Below are 16,348 nucleotides of genomic sequence, written 5' to 3'. Positions count from 1 at the left end.
CTAACAGCTCAAGAACTTGCGCTGTTAGATAACACTAATATCGTGTTTGCTTAACCAGATCTGAGGTTAATCACTATGCTGATAAAACATGTTGAATATGTTTGCTACTCCGGTTAATTCCAAATACAAGCCCTAATACGACCAGCAACGCCGCCGCGCAAATAAAACGGTTTACTAGCGCCGTGGGGAGGCGTATATTGTTTTTAAGTTAAAAAAGGAAATGATATGAATAGCCATAAAATAACAATTTCAGGACAGAATATTAACATAGATGAATACATAACCCCTGATTTTGCAAGAAAAATCATATCGTTAATATATTCTGATGAAACGGCAATTTTACCTCCCCCAGAGGAGGGTGTAGCAGTTAGTGTTGTAGCGCCCCAAGAAAAAAAAGTATTAAAAGAATCCAAATTTAAAGTTTTTTGTGAAGAACACGATGTGCGGCGGTATTGTGAAGTTGCTTTAGCTGTAGGTGTTTATTTAGCTAAACAGGGACAGGAATTATTTACGGTAAAGGATTATAGAGCCTTATTTGAAGAGCTTAAGAATGCAAAAGCAACAAATGCACCTTCAAATATAGCGTGGGCTATAAAAAACAATTGGATAAAAGATGTTGGAAATAAGACATATAAAGTAAGACCTGCCGGCAGAAAAGTATTAAAGGAAAAGTTTCCCGATTCAGTTAGGGGATCTACTCGAGGTGATCCTAAAAAGTAGCGAGCTATATTACTGATTGAAACTTATACTATATTTACATAATGACACTCTGAGAAAGTGCTACTGAGTATCGCTGTGGTCGTCAGTTTTCAGCTAATTTAGGGTTTGTCTCGATGGAGTTTTCTCGTGGACGGAAGCAATCGCTAGGAGCCATACCAAAATACAAGGGCAATAAATATTTAAGGCGCTTATTCATTCAAGGGGCTTAGTCGATAATTCGCTATTGTGAGAAATCGGAAGATGCATTAAGTCGCTGGGCTTACGAGGTTGTCCAACGACGAGGCAAACATAAAGCGGCAGTTGCAGTCGCTAACAAACTTGCGAGGCTATGTTGGGCATTGTTAGCGAAGAATGAGGTGTTCATATACGTACTCGCAGCGTGTCACAGCAGTGCTTACACATAAGGTTACTCATTCAATGTGACTTGTTATATTTGACCACATCTTGAAGGATTTTAAAGCGTTAGATGCGTTTGTATTAGGCGGCAATGGCTGAAGCAAACGACAAGCGCAACTGCCAACACGGTGCGAAAATAGTCCCTGACTCGCCAATAAAAAGGCCACTTTCTTGTTCCAAAAAGAAAGTGGCCATGCACCTTTTTAGTCGCAGAAATGATGAGTAAATGCGCCTAAAATTCAGTACTCGTTTTCCCTAACATTAACCCTAATCCTAGTACTCGTAGCTAAATTGCAGGGTGTATTCTGTCCCTGGGTCTTTGGCATACACCTGAATATCCTGTTGATCATATTCAGTGGTTTCTCCGAGTAAGTTTTTCGCCTTTAACTTAATCGCCATACTGGTGGTTGGGAAAAAGCTATAGGTAAAATCCAAACTGTGGAAAGGTTTTTCATACACATCATCTAAACCACCTCGGCCACCGTAAGCGATACGTTCACCAAACACGTTATAAACCAAAGTCGCGCTGTGATAACTGTTTGATGAGTCGTAACTGAGTTGCATGTTTGCCACCCATGCGGAATGACCTGTCATGCGGCGCGTATTATTAGTCGGGTCGATTTCGCCATTGGGGGCGATAGTGATTTCAGAGTCTCCTAGGGTCAGGTTACCGGCAACAAAGAAGTCTTCCCATAGGCTGCCTTCGCTGATGAAGTCTAAGGTTTGTAAAAACTCGGCTTCAAGTCCATATACATAACCCGATTCGGCGTTATAAAACTTCAGCTGACGACCGGCCTCTGATATGCGCTGAATCGGCTCGATAGGTGCATCCACATCTTTATAAAACGCGCCTAAGCTGAAGTTATCACCCGCTTCTGAGTAGTATTCCCAGCGCACATCAAGGTTATAAATATCAGAACTGGTTAACTCTGGATTACCGAAAAAATCAAACCCGGTAACGGGATCTTGAAATCGCACTGGCGACACTTCACGTAAGTCTGGACGCACTATGGTTTTACTGGCACCTAAACGCCATTGGCTAGTGTCGGTTTGCTTCCAGGTGAGTGACATGGATGGGAACCAACCGTCCTCAGCAATGGCATAATCGCTTAGGTCGTAACGGCCGCCCTCGTCTGAAATGTCACCCTCTGGGGTTATCGGCAAGGTGACACGGCGAAAGTTTTCATAACGTATCCCAGCGTAGAAGCGCCAAACGTCATCAAAATCGACATCAACGCTGATAAAGGCGGCATCATTTTTTTCAGCGGCAACATAGTCTTCGGTGTCGGTTGAGGCATCCTTTAACTCAAGACCTAAAGTGTTGTTATTGATATTGTCGTCAGAGAAGATGTTGTTGAACTCTTTTGACAAGATATCGCCATTAGGGTCTGTTGGGCTTAAATCGACATCAAAACCTAGGCGAGTGGCATAGCTTTCGCGGGTGCGCTCGTAGTATTGATAGCCGACTTTCATTTTCATAAGGGCATCATCAAACTGCACCGGATAAGCAAAATCCCAACCGTAGTTTTGGCTGTCGTCCTGTAGATTTGAATACACATATTTGGGGGCATCTTGGGTATTCAGATTACGTGATACAGGTGTGTTGGCCTGATCTAAAATCACGTTATAGGTATAAGACAACTCATTTGGGGCGTTCCGTTCTGAGCTTGCATCAGAAAACATCCAGTTAAATTCGGCATCATTGAATGCTTCAATAAAATGATGTCCCTTTATTTGATTGCTGATTAAGGTTCTTTCTTCGTAATCAATACCATAAACCTGTAACGCATTGGGCTCGCCAAGGGTGTCTATGGTTTCTTCAATTCCTACTGAGACATCATCTGAGGTGTCACGTAAGTAGGTGCTGAAGGTTTCAATTTTATGGTTGTAACCGATTTCTAAGCCCAAATTCAGCATGGCCGACATTTGCACAATTGAATCTGTGCCCATAATGTCTTTTTGGTTTTCTATTTGGGTTTGTTCGCTGTCGCCATCCAGCTCAACTTCATACTTGGTGTAGTTTTCAGCTTGCTGTTTATAGGAATAGGCCGCTAATGCACCAAATACCATGTCGTCTGACATATCCCAGCGATCGCCAATGGCTATATCGCCTCTAAAACCGGGATCGGTATTGGCGGTTTTTACTGCCATATCGCGATACATGTCTAAGGCAAGTTCACGATTCATTTTTTGGGCTGTAGGGTAATTGATCGCACCATTTGATCCGCTGACGATATCAATAGGGCTAATACCGCCATATTGATTAATGGTGTTATCAATACTGGCTGGCATGCCGCGAGTGCCGTCATCTTTGCCGGTCCAATCGTCACCGCCGCCATTGTAAGTGTAGGTATCATTGCTGTCGTTGGTATTGAAGCGCCCGCCAACAGAGGTTTTAAAGAAAAAATTAGCCGGTATCGCTTTAGTGCGAATATCCACATGGCCACCGCCAAATGCGGCAGGTTTTTCAGCTGAAGCCGATTTTTGTACCGATAATGATTCAATTATCGATGCTGGAAACATGTCTAACGGCACCACGTTTCGGGTTGGATCTGGCGATGGCACAATAGCACCGTTTAATGAGGTACTTGAATAACGCTCACCCAGACCACGAACATAAATAAATTTACCGTCTTTTAAGGTTAAACCAGTCACACGGCGTAATGCGGCGGCGGCATCGCTGTCACCCGTTCTAGAAATTTGTTCTGAGCCCATAATATCGGCTACTGCAATTTGTTCGCGACGCTCTTCGGTCGCCGCCGAAGCTGAGGTACGTAGTCGCCCGGTTACAGAAATCACTTCAATGGGTTCTATCGGAAAAGACTCACCGGCGGTTTGAGTTGATGTTTGCGTGCTAGATGTTTGCGTGCTAGATGTGGGCTCATTGAGTGTTTCATCTTGCGCGATTGCCTGAGTAGCGGCCAATGATGTTACTGAAAGCACTGATAGAATCGCGAGCGTTAATTTGTTGGCGGTAAAACTCGGCTTGGTTTTCATACGTGATAAGTCCTGTATGCGGTTCAGAGATAGCCGCCCCATATAACGACGGGGCGACTATAAACTTAGCTACTTAATGGTTTGGTTTACTGTGGAAAATAAGCCCAACCTTGACGCCAATCGTTTTGGCCATCGAACGCACCAATAAAGTTGGTAGATTCGAAGAAGTTGTCGTCTGTACTTAAGTCTTTACCTGTGCCGATTAAAGCTGCATCTGTGGTTGCTGGCATACCGTCAGTTAACGTAACTGCGGTTGTCGCGTTACCTTCTTGACCCATAAACCAAGTTTCAACATTAATAGCATCTGCGGTTGCCGCATTATCTGAGCTGTATTTGAACGGTTCGTTACAGTCAATAATTGAGTGCGACATGGTTAAGCTATTGTCGTTAACGTTGTCAACTAACCCAGCGTAACTGCCATCTAGCTCTAAACACTCGCCAGATTCTGTGGTACTTGTGCTGCCTTTACGGCCTTGCACTAACACGTTATACAGTTCACCTGCTGTGGCTACGCGCAGTAAAATACCCTCGCCTTTATCACCGCTGGCATTTTCAATGTCTGCGCCCGGTAAAATAGTGAAGTTAGCTAATTTAGGCTTAGATACTGGCGTATCTGTGGCGCCTTTATGGCTGTCACCTTCAATACCGCGGTTGGCATTGCCATCTTCATGGGTAATGTAAACAAACTGCGCTTTACCTTGCCAACCGTTAGTCCAGTCTAAGCTGTCGTCGAAGTTGTGGGTAAGGTACACGTACTTCAAGTTCACCGCGCCGCCCCAAAACTCAACACCGTCATCGCCATTAGCATGCACTTGAATGTGGTCTACTTGGGTACCACTGCCTACTGCTGCAAACGAAATGCCATTCATTTCTTGGGTGTCGTTGACTTTAAAGCCAGCATACTTAATCACGACATAGCTGATTTGTCCGCTGTTATCAGTGTTGTCATTACCGCCGTATGGGAAGTCGCCGACTTCAAATGACGCATCACAAGCGTTTTTATCAGGACAAGTATTGGTTAAGCCATTACCTAAAATCACTAGACCGCCCCATTGACCGCGCGCCCCTTCTGCACCAGCAATAACATCTTGTTGCGAGGTCATTTCAATGGGGTGAGTTGCACTGCCCTGAGCCATAATTTTTGAACCACGGCTGATGGCTATGTAGCTATTGTCGGTGGCAAATAACTTAGTGCCCGCTTGAATGGCTAAGGTAGCTGAATTGCTGTTATCGCCGCCAACAACCACAGCACCGCCATCAATCTTGTACATGACATTTTGACCAGCCAATAAGGTGGTATTACTGAGTACGTTACCCTGCAAAGTACACACTAAGGTAACTGCATCATCTTTGTATAAGCCTGCAACCACGGTTTCAGCCGTTGTGCCAACAGGGCAAGAGGTTAATGTAGGTAATGCTGTCGGTGCTGGAGTGGCATCGTCATGAATCGCAGTCGTCCAACCCACTGTCCAGTCATTTGTACCGTCAAATGCGCCAATATATTCGGCATCAACTAAACGGTCATCCAAGTTACTTAAATCTGCTTTACCGGCCGTTAAGGCAACCGATGAAGTGTTAGGCATATAGTCAGTTAAATCAGATGCACCGACTAAGTTGCCTTCTTGGCCGTTAAACCAGGCTGCAACATCTAACGCTAACGTACGGCCTTCTGCGGCATCGGGTTTGGCATTTTTAAATGGCTCAACACAGTCAATTAAACTATTTTCAACGGTTAATTCACCCGTATTGGCGTTATTAACAGTGTTGTCATCGTTTACTTCTAAACATTCGCCCGAGTCCACATCACCTTTTACTAATAGGTTATAGGCCGTAACACCCGTGCCAACGCGGAACAAAATCCCTTCGGCATCGTCGCCACCAGCGTGAGTACCGTTAGCCACTTGCATGGTAATGTTCGCGAGTGTGGGTTTAGACATTGGCGTTGCACTAGCACTTTTATTGCTATCAGCTTCGATACCGCGGTTTGAACCGTTATCAGCTTGGCGAATATACACATGCTGCGCGCTACCCTGCCAACCGTTAGTCCAATCTAACGAGTCATCGAAGTTTTCTGTTAGCACCACGTTAGAAATTGACACGTTACCGCCCCAAAATTCTACGCCGTCATCGTTATTTAAATGCACTTGAATGTGGTCAACCTGAGTGCCGCTACCCACACCCGCAAAGCTGATGCCGTTCATTTCTTGGGTGTCGTTAATTTTAAAACCACCAAATTCAACGCGTACATATTGGATCACACCCGAGTTGTCCTGAGTGTTATCGCCGCCATAATTATAATTACCCACTTCAAATGAGGCATCGCAATTAGCTAAATCTGGACAGGTATTAACCGGTGCATTGCCCAGTAACACTAAGCCGCCCCATTGGCCTGCTTTACCTGCTTGACCTAACGCAGTTTCAGCTGAAGTAAATACGATAGGCGCTGTTGCTGTGCCTTCTGCCATAATTTTTGAACCACGGCTGATCACTAAATATGAGTCACTGCCACCGAGTATTTTAGTGCCAGGAAGAATTGCCAACTCCACTGAATTTTCATTATCGCCACCAGCAACCACGGCACCATTGAGTAACCAAACAACATCATTACCCAATACAATTTTATCGCCGTCTTGGCCGCCTGTAGAAATAGTTGATGCCGCAGTAGACGGAGCTAATGTGCCTTTTAATTCCCAAACTTCTTTACCATCAACGGATGCAAACGTGGTGCTTTTAGTCGCAAAACCACTGTAAGATTTTTGCTGCGCCGATTCTGTTGGGGTTGTTGGTGTCGTAGGTGGAGTTGGCGTAACGGTATCGCTACCTGTATTGATATTGATATCACCACCACAACCAGCAAGGCCTAAAGTTGCAGCTAAAGCGGTAGAAATTGCGGTGAGTTTAAAAAGGTTTTTCAGTTCCATTGTCATCTCCGAAGACGGATTGCATTACAGGTTAGTGAGGTTTTATTGCGTGCCACAGGCAGACGCATTTGCTGGTGCATAAAACTAACGGGTAAAAATGACAAAAAGACTGCGTAAAAATGACATTAACATTTCGACAACATGACGGAATTATGAAAACCCTGTCGCCACGGGCTTTTCAAGGCAATTTTGAGATAATATTTTTATAACAAAAACATTTCAGTTGTATCAATTTGAAAGGACGTTTTGAAAAAGCACTCAGATAGAGCGGCAAAAATAGTATATTACTTTTGGTTTTTGGTTAATGTTCCTCGTTAAAATCATCAAGCCCACAAGGTGGGGCTTGATGATTGATACACGAATTGAATTATTTATTCCGATACAACCACTGGTAAACCGTAGGTAATACCAATAAGGTCAGTGCGGTTGAACTGAATAAACCGCCGATAATCACTACCGCTAACGGCTGCTGAATTTCGCTGCCCACTCCGCTTGATAACAAAATAGGGATCAGGCCTAATGCCGAGGTCAACGCGGTCATTAATACCGGTCGTAAACGGCCAACCGTACCTTCAAACACACTATCATATAGGCTTTCACCCGAGTGATTATCGGCACTGGCTTGCCTGCGTTGATTAATCGAGTCTACCAGCACCACGCCATTTAGGACCGCCACACCAAACAAGGTGATAAACCCAATTGAGCTAGGGACAGACAAATAGGTACCGGTAACGAACAAGGCTACTACGCCACCAATTAAGGCTAACGGCACATTAGCCATAATCAACATCACCTGCTTAATAGACCCAAACGAGAAATACAGCAGCAATCCAATCAACAGGATAGAAATAGGCACCACTAGACTTAAGCGTTTTTGGGCCCGTTGCTGATTTTCATACTGTCCACCCACCACCACGGTATAACCTGCAGGTAAATTAGCTTGTGGCACGATGGCATAAATATCGTTAACCACAGATCCCATATCGCGCCCCGACACGTTCGCTTGAACCACCACACGGCGCTGCACATCATCTCGGCGAATATTCGGCGGCGCCATTTCAACCACTACATCGGCAACTTCACCTAAACGTACCGTGGCGCCATTTATCCCTGTGAGTAATAAATCCCGCAAAGCATCGGGTGAATTGCGCTGTGTTTCAGCCAAGCGCACATTGATATCATATCTGGCATTGCCATCAATCACCTGCCCAGCGCTAACACCACCAATTCCTTGGCTGACGAGGCTCATCACCTGATCAACACTGATCCCATAACGCGCTAACACATCCCGTTTTGGCCGAACAACAAGCTGCGCTTCACCACTGACCTGTTCTAACGACACATCGACAGCACCATCAATCTTTTGTACTAATTCAGTGAGTTGCTGACCTTTAGCCGATAACACAGCTAAATCTGGGCCAAATATTTTAATGGCGAGTTGCGCTTTAACACCTGACAACAGCTCATCTACCCGAGTGGCGATCGGCTGTGAAAAGGTCAGTAATAATCCCGGAAACACATTTAGCTTTTGCTCCATTAAACGCTGTAATTCAAAGCGGTCACTGGCACTTTGCCATTGTTCAAGGGGTTTCAAGCCAATGTAAATTTCAATATTGCTAACAGGTTCTGGATCACCGCCTAACTCTGGCGCACCAATACGGCTAAGGGCGTAGTTAACTTCAGGAAACTCAAGTAATAGCTTCTCAAGCTTGGGGGCAATGTCAGTCGAGGTTAGTAAACTGGCTGTAGGTGCCAGCGTTACCCGTAAATTTAAGGTACCCTCTTCGAGTTCTGGCACAAACTCAGTGCCTAAACGTGGCAACAAAGCCATACTGCTGATAAACATCAATGAAGCAATGGCAATCACGGTTTTAGGCCTTGCCAATGTTGCTTTTAATCCCTGACGATAAACACGTTCCACTGGCATTAGCAGCCAGCTTTTTCTTATCACCACCCCACGCTTAAAGGCATAAACTGCCAGTGCTGGCACAGCAAATAACGCCACAATCAATGCCGCTATCATGGCTAAAATAATGCTCGTTGCCATCGGCTGAAACAATTTACCCTCTACCCCTTCAAGGGCAAACAGCGGGGCAAACACCACTATAATGATGGCGGTGGCAAAGAAGATTGGACGGCACACTTCTTTAGCGGCTAACCATACTTTATGACTAATCGAGTTTGATTCGCCGCAACGTTGAGCCTCGCTATCTTGCCTATTAGGTGAATGAGTCAGACCCTGTGAAGTATCATGCTGAGTGAGATGCTTAAAAATATTTTCAACCATCACCACCGAGCCATCCACCAGCATACCTATGGCAACAGCCAAACCGCCTAATGACATTAAGTTAGCTGACATACCAAAATAAGCCATCACCATTAACGCCAGCCCGATTGAAATCGGTATCGATAACAGCACCAATAAAGTGGCGCGGATATTGACTAAAAACAGTGCCAAAATAACCACAATGAACACAAAGGCCATCAGTAAAGCATCACGCACAGTATCAACGGCCTGCTTAACTAAATCCGCTTGGTCATAAAACACCTCAAACGTCACACCTTGTGGCAAAGCCTGTTCAATTAAGCTGATGCGCCCATTGATATCATCAATGGTTTGCTTGGTATTGGCCCCCATGCGCTTAAGCACCACGCCAGCCACTACCTCGCCCAATGGGTTTGGCTCACCGCTGGCTTCTCTGCGTGTCATGGTGACAGCGCCAACGCGAATTTCACTGCCATAATCGACATTAGCAATGTCCATTACTCTGATGGGCGTACCATTAAACTCAGTCAACGGAATATGCTTAATCGCTGCTAATCCGGCATTACCTGATGGTAATAAACCATATCCCCGTACCACTAACTGCGATTGACCTTGGTCCATAAACCAGCCGCCCGCATTGCGGTTATTGCTTTCAAGTGCGTCAATAACTTGCTCCATTGAAAGTGAATAACTGCGCAGCTTATTCAAGTCAATTTGCACCTGATATTGCAAAACTTCACCACCAAACGACAGCACTTCAGTCACGCCAGCGACTGGCATCAAAATCAGCTTTACCAGGTAATCATTGAGACTGCGAAGCTCGGCAGCGGCCACGCCAGACTCTGGCGTGGCGCGTAAAATGTATTGATATATTTGTCCAAGGCCTGAAGTATTAGGGCCAATTTCAGGTGTGCCAACCCCTGCAGGAATTGACTCTTTCGCAGCTTGTAGCTGCTCAAACACTTGCTGGCGCGCAAAGTAAATATCTGTGCCCTCTGCAAACACCACGGTCACAATTGATAAACCGGTACGCGATAACGATCGCACCTCGGTGACCGCAGGTAAGGCATACATTGCCGACTCAACCGGGTAACTGATCAGTTTCTCCACTTCTTCTGCGGCTAAACCTTCGGCGGCAGTGTTAATCGCCACCTGCACATTGGTAACATCGGGAAACGCATCCAAATTCAACTTGGGTAAAACCGCTATACTGCCAAGCATTGCCGCCAGTAACGCCAATACCACAAGGAGTCGCTGGGTTATCGCCAAGCGAATGAAATTTGCTAACATGCTAAACTCCTAGTGGTTATGAATATCAAAGCCAGATTTAGCCAATTCAGAGGCTAAGAAAAACGCCCCTGACACCACCACTTTTGAACCACTTTCTATGCCGTTGACAAGATTCAACCCACGTTGACTTTGGACGACATCGACTTCAACGGCTTCAAAGCCATCTTGATCTTCAATAAACACTTGCCAGTCACCGTCGCTGCTGCGGGTTAATGCGTCATCAGGCAAAATGATGCCCTGCAAATTACCCATAGTATGGGTATGCCCAGCGGCAGATTGCTTGCTGTCTGGCATGCTTTGCTGAAAATACAACTCGGCAAACTCGCCTGCATGCAACACATGTTGCGGATTAGGCATGCTGATCCACACCTGTTCTGTGCGGGTAATGGCATTTATTTCGTGGGAGCGACCAATGACCACGCCGGTAACGTTTCGCTGCCCAACTCGCACTAAGGCCGATTGACCAATGGCCACACGCTCAGACTGCACAGGTGTTAATTGCGCCTCCACCCATAAGTAAGACTCGTCAGTAAGCTGCATTAATGGTGTTCCTGCATCTAATACTTGCCCTAACATGGCGGCATCTTGCTGCACCCGTCCTGAAATGGGCGCTAATAATTGAAACTGGCCAATCGATTGCGGTGAGGTTGTCAGGGCACTAATTTGCTCTGGCGTCATCATAATGGCATTCAGCACCGCACGTTTAAGTTCGGCGTTAACTTGAGTTCGCATCTTCTCGCTGGCACTAATGGTGCCTTTAGCCATACGACTTACCCGCTGCCACTCTGTAGCCGCATTTATATAATCGGCTTGAGCTTGCGCAATGTCAGTGCCACCTATGGTTAACAACGCTTGCCCTTTTAACACTTGCTGCCCCGGCACCACATGACGCTTTAATACTTGCATGGCTAACTGCGGGGCGATGGTTACGGTTTTATCCTTGTCTACCACCAGCTGGGCTGTGGCGACTGAGGTTAAATCAAAAGGGCTACTATTGAGGGTTTCAACACGAATATTTGCTAGCTCGCGTTGCTCAAGCGTTAACGTTAATGCCTCGTCATGTTGATCCTCATCCTCTTGCAGATGAGCTGCTGACGGCTGTGGTTCATGATCATCACTTGCCATAACCATATTGCTAAAAAGCATTAAGCCAATGCTAATAACGGCTAGCCACACTAATTGTCGAGAGAACAAACTAAACGATGCTAAAAACCGAGTCTTTATCGGCAAATTGATAGCTGGAATTGTCATAAATAAATCCTAGAACTCAAGCATGACCAAGTTGAAATACCTCGATAAGCATTCAATTTAGCCATAAAAATAATTAAGCTTGTCTGTTTTAACAGCAAACCGTTAATGAATGAATTTAAACAGGATTTACACTATCGGGGGGCGGTACGTGGCACCTAAAGCTGGGGCTAAATAAGATTGAGCGATTTGAAGCGGTTGTTGATTAGCTTGATCTACCGTGTAGAGTTCTTCGGGAAACACTATGGCCACTAAACCACCGTGACACTGGCAATCTAGGCACAAATCAACAGTCTTGTTTGTTGGCGCGGGGTGAGAATGATCATCGGATGGCGCATGTTCGCGGGCACCGTCTGCAGCGCAACTGCATTGTATACATTCAGCCAGCTGGTTGAGGGCGGCAATATCTATACTTGGCGTGAATTGAACATGGGCATGATTGCCTTTATCTTCAGCACTATTGCCAAGGTGTAATTGATGGCCACCCAAATTCGCGCCGGCAAATTGCAGCACAATAATCGCGATCAAGCATTTAATGGATCGCATCATTGAAAATGAATGCAGGTGACTCATGTTAATCCGCTAAAACAGCGGTTATTTGAACACGCAGTGTTTCGCATAATCAGCGGCTTCATTAGCAGACCAATCACCGCTTGGTTTATCTTTCATTTGCTTACACCAAGCTTCGCTGCCCACTTCTGGTGCGCATGCTGTTAAACCTAATGTAAAAATACCCACAGCGGTTAGCGCTAAAAGTTTTTTGAATAACATAATACTTCCTTGATTGAGTTAACAATAATCCCTACTTAACCAGCTTGTAGAGGATCATAAATCTTAATGTTGTGATCGCTTAGTGATCCAGTTTATCGCATCTTGTTTTTGTGAAAGCGGAAACCAAGCCACCTCACCTTGCATAAACGGCCCCATTAATCTGACAGAGTTACCTACCCAGTCAGGGCCGCCAACAAACACTAATGCATCAAATGCGGGCAATTGCACTTCGCCACTGCCCGTTAACGAGCCAAACTCCCAGCCCTCTAGCAAAACATCAGCTTCAATATACAAGCACACCTGTCCCCAGTCTTTGCGGTAAGATTTAATCGCTGGCTGTAAACGGCTTCGGTAATCTTGTGCCGATAATCGCCCACTTACAAACAGGCTGATAACCCCTTTGGTGATATCAGTAATTTGGCATAACATAAACAGCTCCGGAGTCATGCTGACTAACCGCTAAAAGTCGATTAGCAACGCATTCACTTCAATGGCGCAAATCATAACAAATATTACCGCCGCCAATATATAACTATTTTTAATCTAAAAAGTGATACCCTTTACACTATGATAAATATTTCCAATAGTGTGACAATCGAAGACAAGGAACTTGAATGGCAATTTGTGCGTTCAAGTGGCGCGGGTGGCCAACACATTAATAAAGTGTCTACCGCTGCGCAGTTGATTTTCGACATCAATCAATCGTCTTTACCAGATTTTTATAAACAAAAATTATTGGCAAAGGCTGATCATCGTATTACCCAAAGCGGTAAAATCATCATCAAGTGCCAGCAATCTCGCAGCCAGGATTTTAATCGTCAACTGGCGTTAGAGCAGTTTATAGAACTGATAAAAAGTGCCACTATTGTGGCCAAAAAGCGCATCGCGACTAAGGCAACTAAAGGCAGTCAAAAACGGCGCATTGACACCAAAAAGCAACGCGGCGCCACCAAAGCATTACGCCAAAGTAAGCCCAAATTTGATTAATGAGAAAATTTAGGTTTACTGAACCACTAACTTGGGTTAAAACCAAGCTAAGTAAAATGCTGAATTAGCGCACTAAGTTGTGATTGCCAAAGGATTATCATGAGCCAAACTGCAAAAATATTATTAGTCAACGGCCCAAATTTAAACTTGCTCGGCCGCCGCGAACCCAGTCATTATGGCACTCAAAATTTGGCGACGATTGTGGCTGAATTACAAAGTGCTGCAAGTTCTGCCGGTGTTGTGCTGGAACATATTCAGTCTAATGCAGAGCATGAAATTATTGATGCCATCCACGCTACTGATGCCCAGTTTATTATTATTAATCCTGCCGCATTTACCCACACCAGTGTGGCAATTCGCGATGCTATCCTGGGTGTGGCCATTCCGTTTATTGAAGTGCATTTATCCAATGTACACGCCCGAGAGCCATTCAGGCATCACTCGTATTTTTCAGATAAAGCCCTTGGGGTCATTTGTGGATTGGGCGCGCAAGGTTATCAGTTTGCATTACAAGCTGCGCTTAAACACGTACAAGATAACAACGCACCCCACTAGGGCCTTTATTGATGTGCTTGAATGATGTAATCCTCTAAACAGCGTTGCAGCCAAAACGGGGTTGTCACTTTGCCGCTGGCATCCAGCTTCAGCCATAAATACACTGTAGGATGGCTGAAGTTTTCTAAGATGGATTGATCTTGTACTGAGTCAATTTTTTGCGCCACTAAGCCATTCACATTATTGAAAAAGTTTACCGCCTCTTTTACCCCTATCACAATGATCGCATCGGACTGAAGCAAGTTACTGGCAGCGGTGCCAAGATCTGGCACTGTGGCATAAAGCTGTAACGATTTACCTAAGCGCTTAGCATAACTGCCCAAGGGGGATTTATTGGCCGGGAACGGCATAGTGATTAACTTGATCAATGGATAATTAATCATGTTATCAATACAGGGATTATCCCAAATAGGATGGTGTTTGCGCGCCACCAAATAACCACCCCGGTGCTGAATGATCGATTTGGATAAAATGGTATGGCTTGGTGCTCGTTCAAAACAAATGGCGGCGTCAATTTCATCATTCAATAATTGCTGTGCTGTACTTACTCCCCATTGCGTGGTTGAAATCATGATATCGGCCGCGGTTAATTCCAATACTGCCTGTTTAACCGTTTGAATTAAATTAATCTGTAATTGCGGCACTGTAGCAACTTCAACCACATCAGCAATAATACCTGCTGGGCCGCGCATCAAACCATCCAGAGTTTGCCGACATTGGATCATGTCGGTGAAAATCGGATATAGGTTATGGGCAACATCTGTGGCCTGAAATTGATTTTCACGGCGTAAAAATAATGGATCATCAAACACGCTTCTTAACGCCCCAAGGGCGCGACTCACTTTGGGCTGAGATAAGTCCAGATGATTTGCCACCTCGATAGCATTTTTCTTGAGGTATACCTGACAGAATATTTCAATCGTTTCTAATGAAATATCGAGTAATTTATCTTTTGGCATCTGTCTTCCCTTCATAATTTAAAATGACATTGCCCTGAATATACGAGGTGATTTCATCTGCTATCCATTGGGGTTTATTAATGCTTTCCCGCAGCATGGTTAGATAGTGTCTATGTCCGTCAGCACGTTGATTAAGCAGTCTATTTTGATCTTCTGGTAATGACATTGCTTGAATATTACCTTTGGTACACAAGAACTCAACCGCATCGCGATAACACACCAAAGTTAAGGCGTTGCTGCGCTCAAGCTGGATCATCAAGTCTGCCAATAAGCTAATTTTAGCTGCTACATCTACCCTATAGTGTTTATCCAGTGCATATAGCAATAGAGGGTCGTGTCCTTGGTCAAATTCATGACCGTTAAAACTGATATAGGGATACTTCATCATGGTATCGATATCGACAAAATCATTACCATGAAATATAGGATGTTCGGCATTGCCTAATAGCACATAGGCATTGGCTTTTGCCACAAAAGTGGAGGCCAAACGCTCCGAGTTGTACGCCTCAAAAGTAATGGCATAGTCAACATCAAAGCGATTTAGCAGCTTGTCGAGATTGTGGCTGCCAGGCTTAATATTAAAGGTTAACGGCTGTTTGAGCTGTGAGGCTTTATCTTGCAAATAGCTAAGTAAATTCAATGACAATGATGGCGGACATGCAATCATGATCTCTTGCTTAATGACAGCACTGTTAGGTTCGGACAAGGCTAAACATTGCTCAGATAAAAGCAGCATTTGTTTCAATTGCGGATAAATTGCCTGCGCAAAGGCTGTCGATTCAAATCCATGTTGTTTACGAATAAATAGCGGCTCATCAAAAGAGTGGCGTAATGCTTTAAGGCTGCGACTAATTTTAGAGGCTGCCACACCTAATTGTTGAGCCACTTCTGAGGAGTTTAAGGTTTCAAATAGTAATACAAAGACTTTGATATTAAATAGCGTATTAGAATTAAGCCTGCTCATGCCTCTCCTTGGTAAACATCATCTTTAGCTGTCTCAATGTGAGTTATGCAATTTCACGCGAGTTGATAATAAACAACTTTGTACAGCGCAAACTTGATAACATTAGTGATGCTTATTTTACATAGACTGCAGCGAGTATTCCTGTGCTTAGTGTATAAGTGTGAAGCCAACAGAGATAATAAAAAGCTAATATAAACATAGTGGTAATTGTATTTATGCAAAAAATTAAAAATGCATGATTGTGATTTGCTGAATATAGATATTAGAGTTTCAC

12 protein-coding genes and 1 pseudogene are annotated in these 16,348 nt (G+C 44.6%); 4 read left to right on the top strand and 9 right to left on the bottom strand.

The genetic code is table 11. The features are described from left to right. Nucleotides 1-225: 225 nt before the first annotated feature. Together IEY03_RS16475 and IEY03_RS17110 are read left to right on the top strand one after the other, a co-directional pair. Nucleotides 226-720 carry a hypothetical protein gene (locus IEY03_RS16475; RefSeq protein ID WP_188843704.1) on the top strand — a complete coding sequence of 165 codons (495 nt, stop codon included), beginning with the start codon at nt 226-228 and terminating at the stop codon, nt 718-720. 68 nt (nt 721-788) lie between these two features. Further along, nucleotides 789-1,124: pseudogene (locus IEY03_RS17110) on the top strand (transposase); the annotation flags it as partial. Nucleotides 1,125-1,389: 265 nt separating this feature from the next. Here IEY03_RS17110 and IEY03_RS16465 read toward each other — a convergent pair. From IEY03_RS16465 to IEY03_RS16435, 7 genes are all read right to left on the bottom strand, one after another. Next, nucleotides 1,390-4,113, bottom strand: a complete 2,724-nt coding sequence (locus tag IEY03_RS16465; RefSeq protein WP_188843701.1) for a TonB-dependent receptor domain-containing protein — start codon at nt 4,111-4,113, stop codon at nt 1,390-1,392. Nucleotides 4,114-4,199: 86 nt separating this feature from the next. Next, on the bottom strand, nt 4,200-7,034 hold the full coding sequence (locus tag IEY03_RS16460) for a beta-helix domain-containing protein (RefSeq protein WP_188843699.1): 2,835 nt from the start codon (nt 7,032-7,034) through the stop codon (nt 4,200-4,202). A 367-nt stretch (nt 7,035-7,401) separates the two neighbouring features. Next, a complete protein-coding gene (locus IEY03_RS16455; protein WP_188843697.1) occupies nt 7,402-10,590 on the bottom strand; it encodes an efflux RND transporter permease subunit in 3,189 nt (1,062 codons plus the stop codon). Nucleotides 10,591-10,599: 9 nt separating this feature from the next. After that, nucleotides 10,600-11,841: an efflux RND transporter periplasmic adaptor subunit gene (locus IEY03_RS16450; RefSeq protein ID WP_188843695.1), complete on the bottom strand. Its 1,242-nt coding sequence runs from the start codon at nt 11,839-11,841 to the stop codon at nt 10,600-10,602. Between the two features lie 126 nt (nt 11,842-11,967). Then, the gene (locus tag IEY03_RS16445) at nt 11,968-12,411 is read right to left on the bottom strand and encodes a hypothetical protein (RefSeq protein WP_188843693.1); all 444 of its coding nucleotides are present in this window, start codon (nt 12,409-12,411) and stop codon (nt 11,968-11,970) included. 21 nt (nt 12,412-12,432) lie between these two features. After that, nucleotides 12,433-12,609 (bottom strand): DUF3012 domain-containing protein, encoded by a 177-nt coding sequence (locus IEY03_RS16440; RefSeq protein ID WP_188843691.1) that lies wholly within the window; start codon nt 12,607-12,609, stop codon nt 12,433-12,435. Nucleotides 12,610-12,672: 63 nt separating this feature from the next. Beyond that, entirely contained in the window at nt 12,673-13,038 is a 366-nt protein-coding gene (locus tag IEY03_RS16435) for a SpoIIAA family protein (protein ID WP_188843710.1), read from the bottom strand. A gap of 138 nt (nt 13,039-13,176) precedes the next feature. On the opposite strand from IEY03_RS16435, the gene arfB reads away from it, so the two are divergent. Continuing rightward, a complete protein-coding gene (gene arfB, locus IEY03_RS16430; protein WP_188843689.1) occupies nt 13,177-13,596 on the top strand; it encodes an alternative ribosome rescue aminoacyl-tRNA hydrolase ArfB in 420 nt (139 codons plus the stop codon). A 99-nt stretch (nt 13,597-13,695) separates the two neighbouring features. Continuing rightward, nucleotides 13,696-14,151, top strand: a complete 456-nt coding sequence (aroQ, locus tag IEY03_RS16425; protein ID WP_188843687.1) for a type II 3-dehydroquinate dehydratase — start codon at nt 13,696-13,698, stop codon at nt 14,149-14,151. Nucleotides 14,152-14,156: 5 nt separating this feature from the next. Here aroQ and IEY03_RS16420 read toward each other — a convergent pair whose 3' ends face one another. Both IEY03_RS16420 and IEY03_RS16415 read right to left on the bottom strand, forming a co-directional pair. Then, a complete protein-coding gene (locus IEY03_RS16420) occupies nt 14,157-15,110 on the bottom strand; it encodes a LysR family transcriptional regulator (protein WP_188843685.1) in 954 nt (317 codons plus the stop codon). Then, nucleotides 15,097-16,074 (bottom strand): LysR family transcriptional regulator, encoded by a 978-nt coding sequence (locus IEY03_RS16415; RefSeq protein WP_188843683.1) that lies wholly within the window; start codon nt 16,072-16,074, stop codon nt 15,097-15,099. Before IEY03_RS16415 ends, IEY03_RS16420 begins: the two co-directional genes overlap by 14 nt. Nucleotides 16,075-16,348: the final 274 nt, after the last annotated feature.

Origin of the sequence: Shewanella aestuarii (assembly GCF_014647215.1) — a bacterium.
Lineage (GTDB): Bacteria > Pseudomonadota > Gammaproteobacteria > Enterobacterales > Shewanellaceae > Shewanella > Shewanella aestuarii.
Note: the sequence above shows the minus strand (reverse complement) of the source record. Positions and strands in the feature narration are given on the sequence as shown.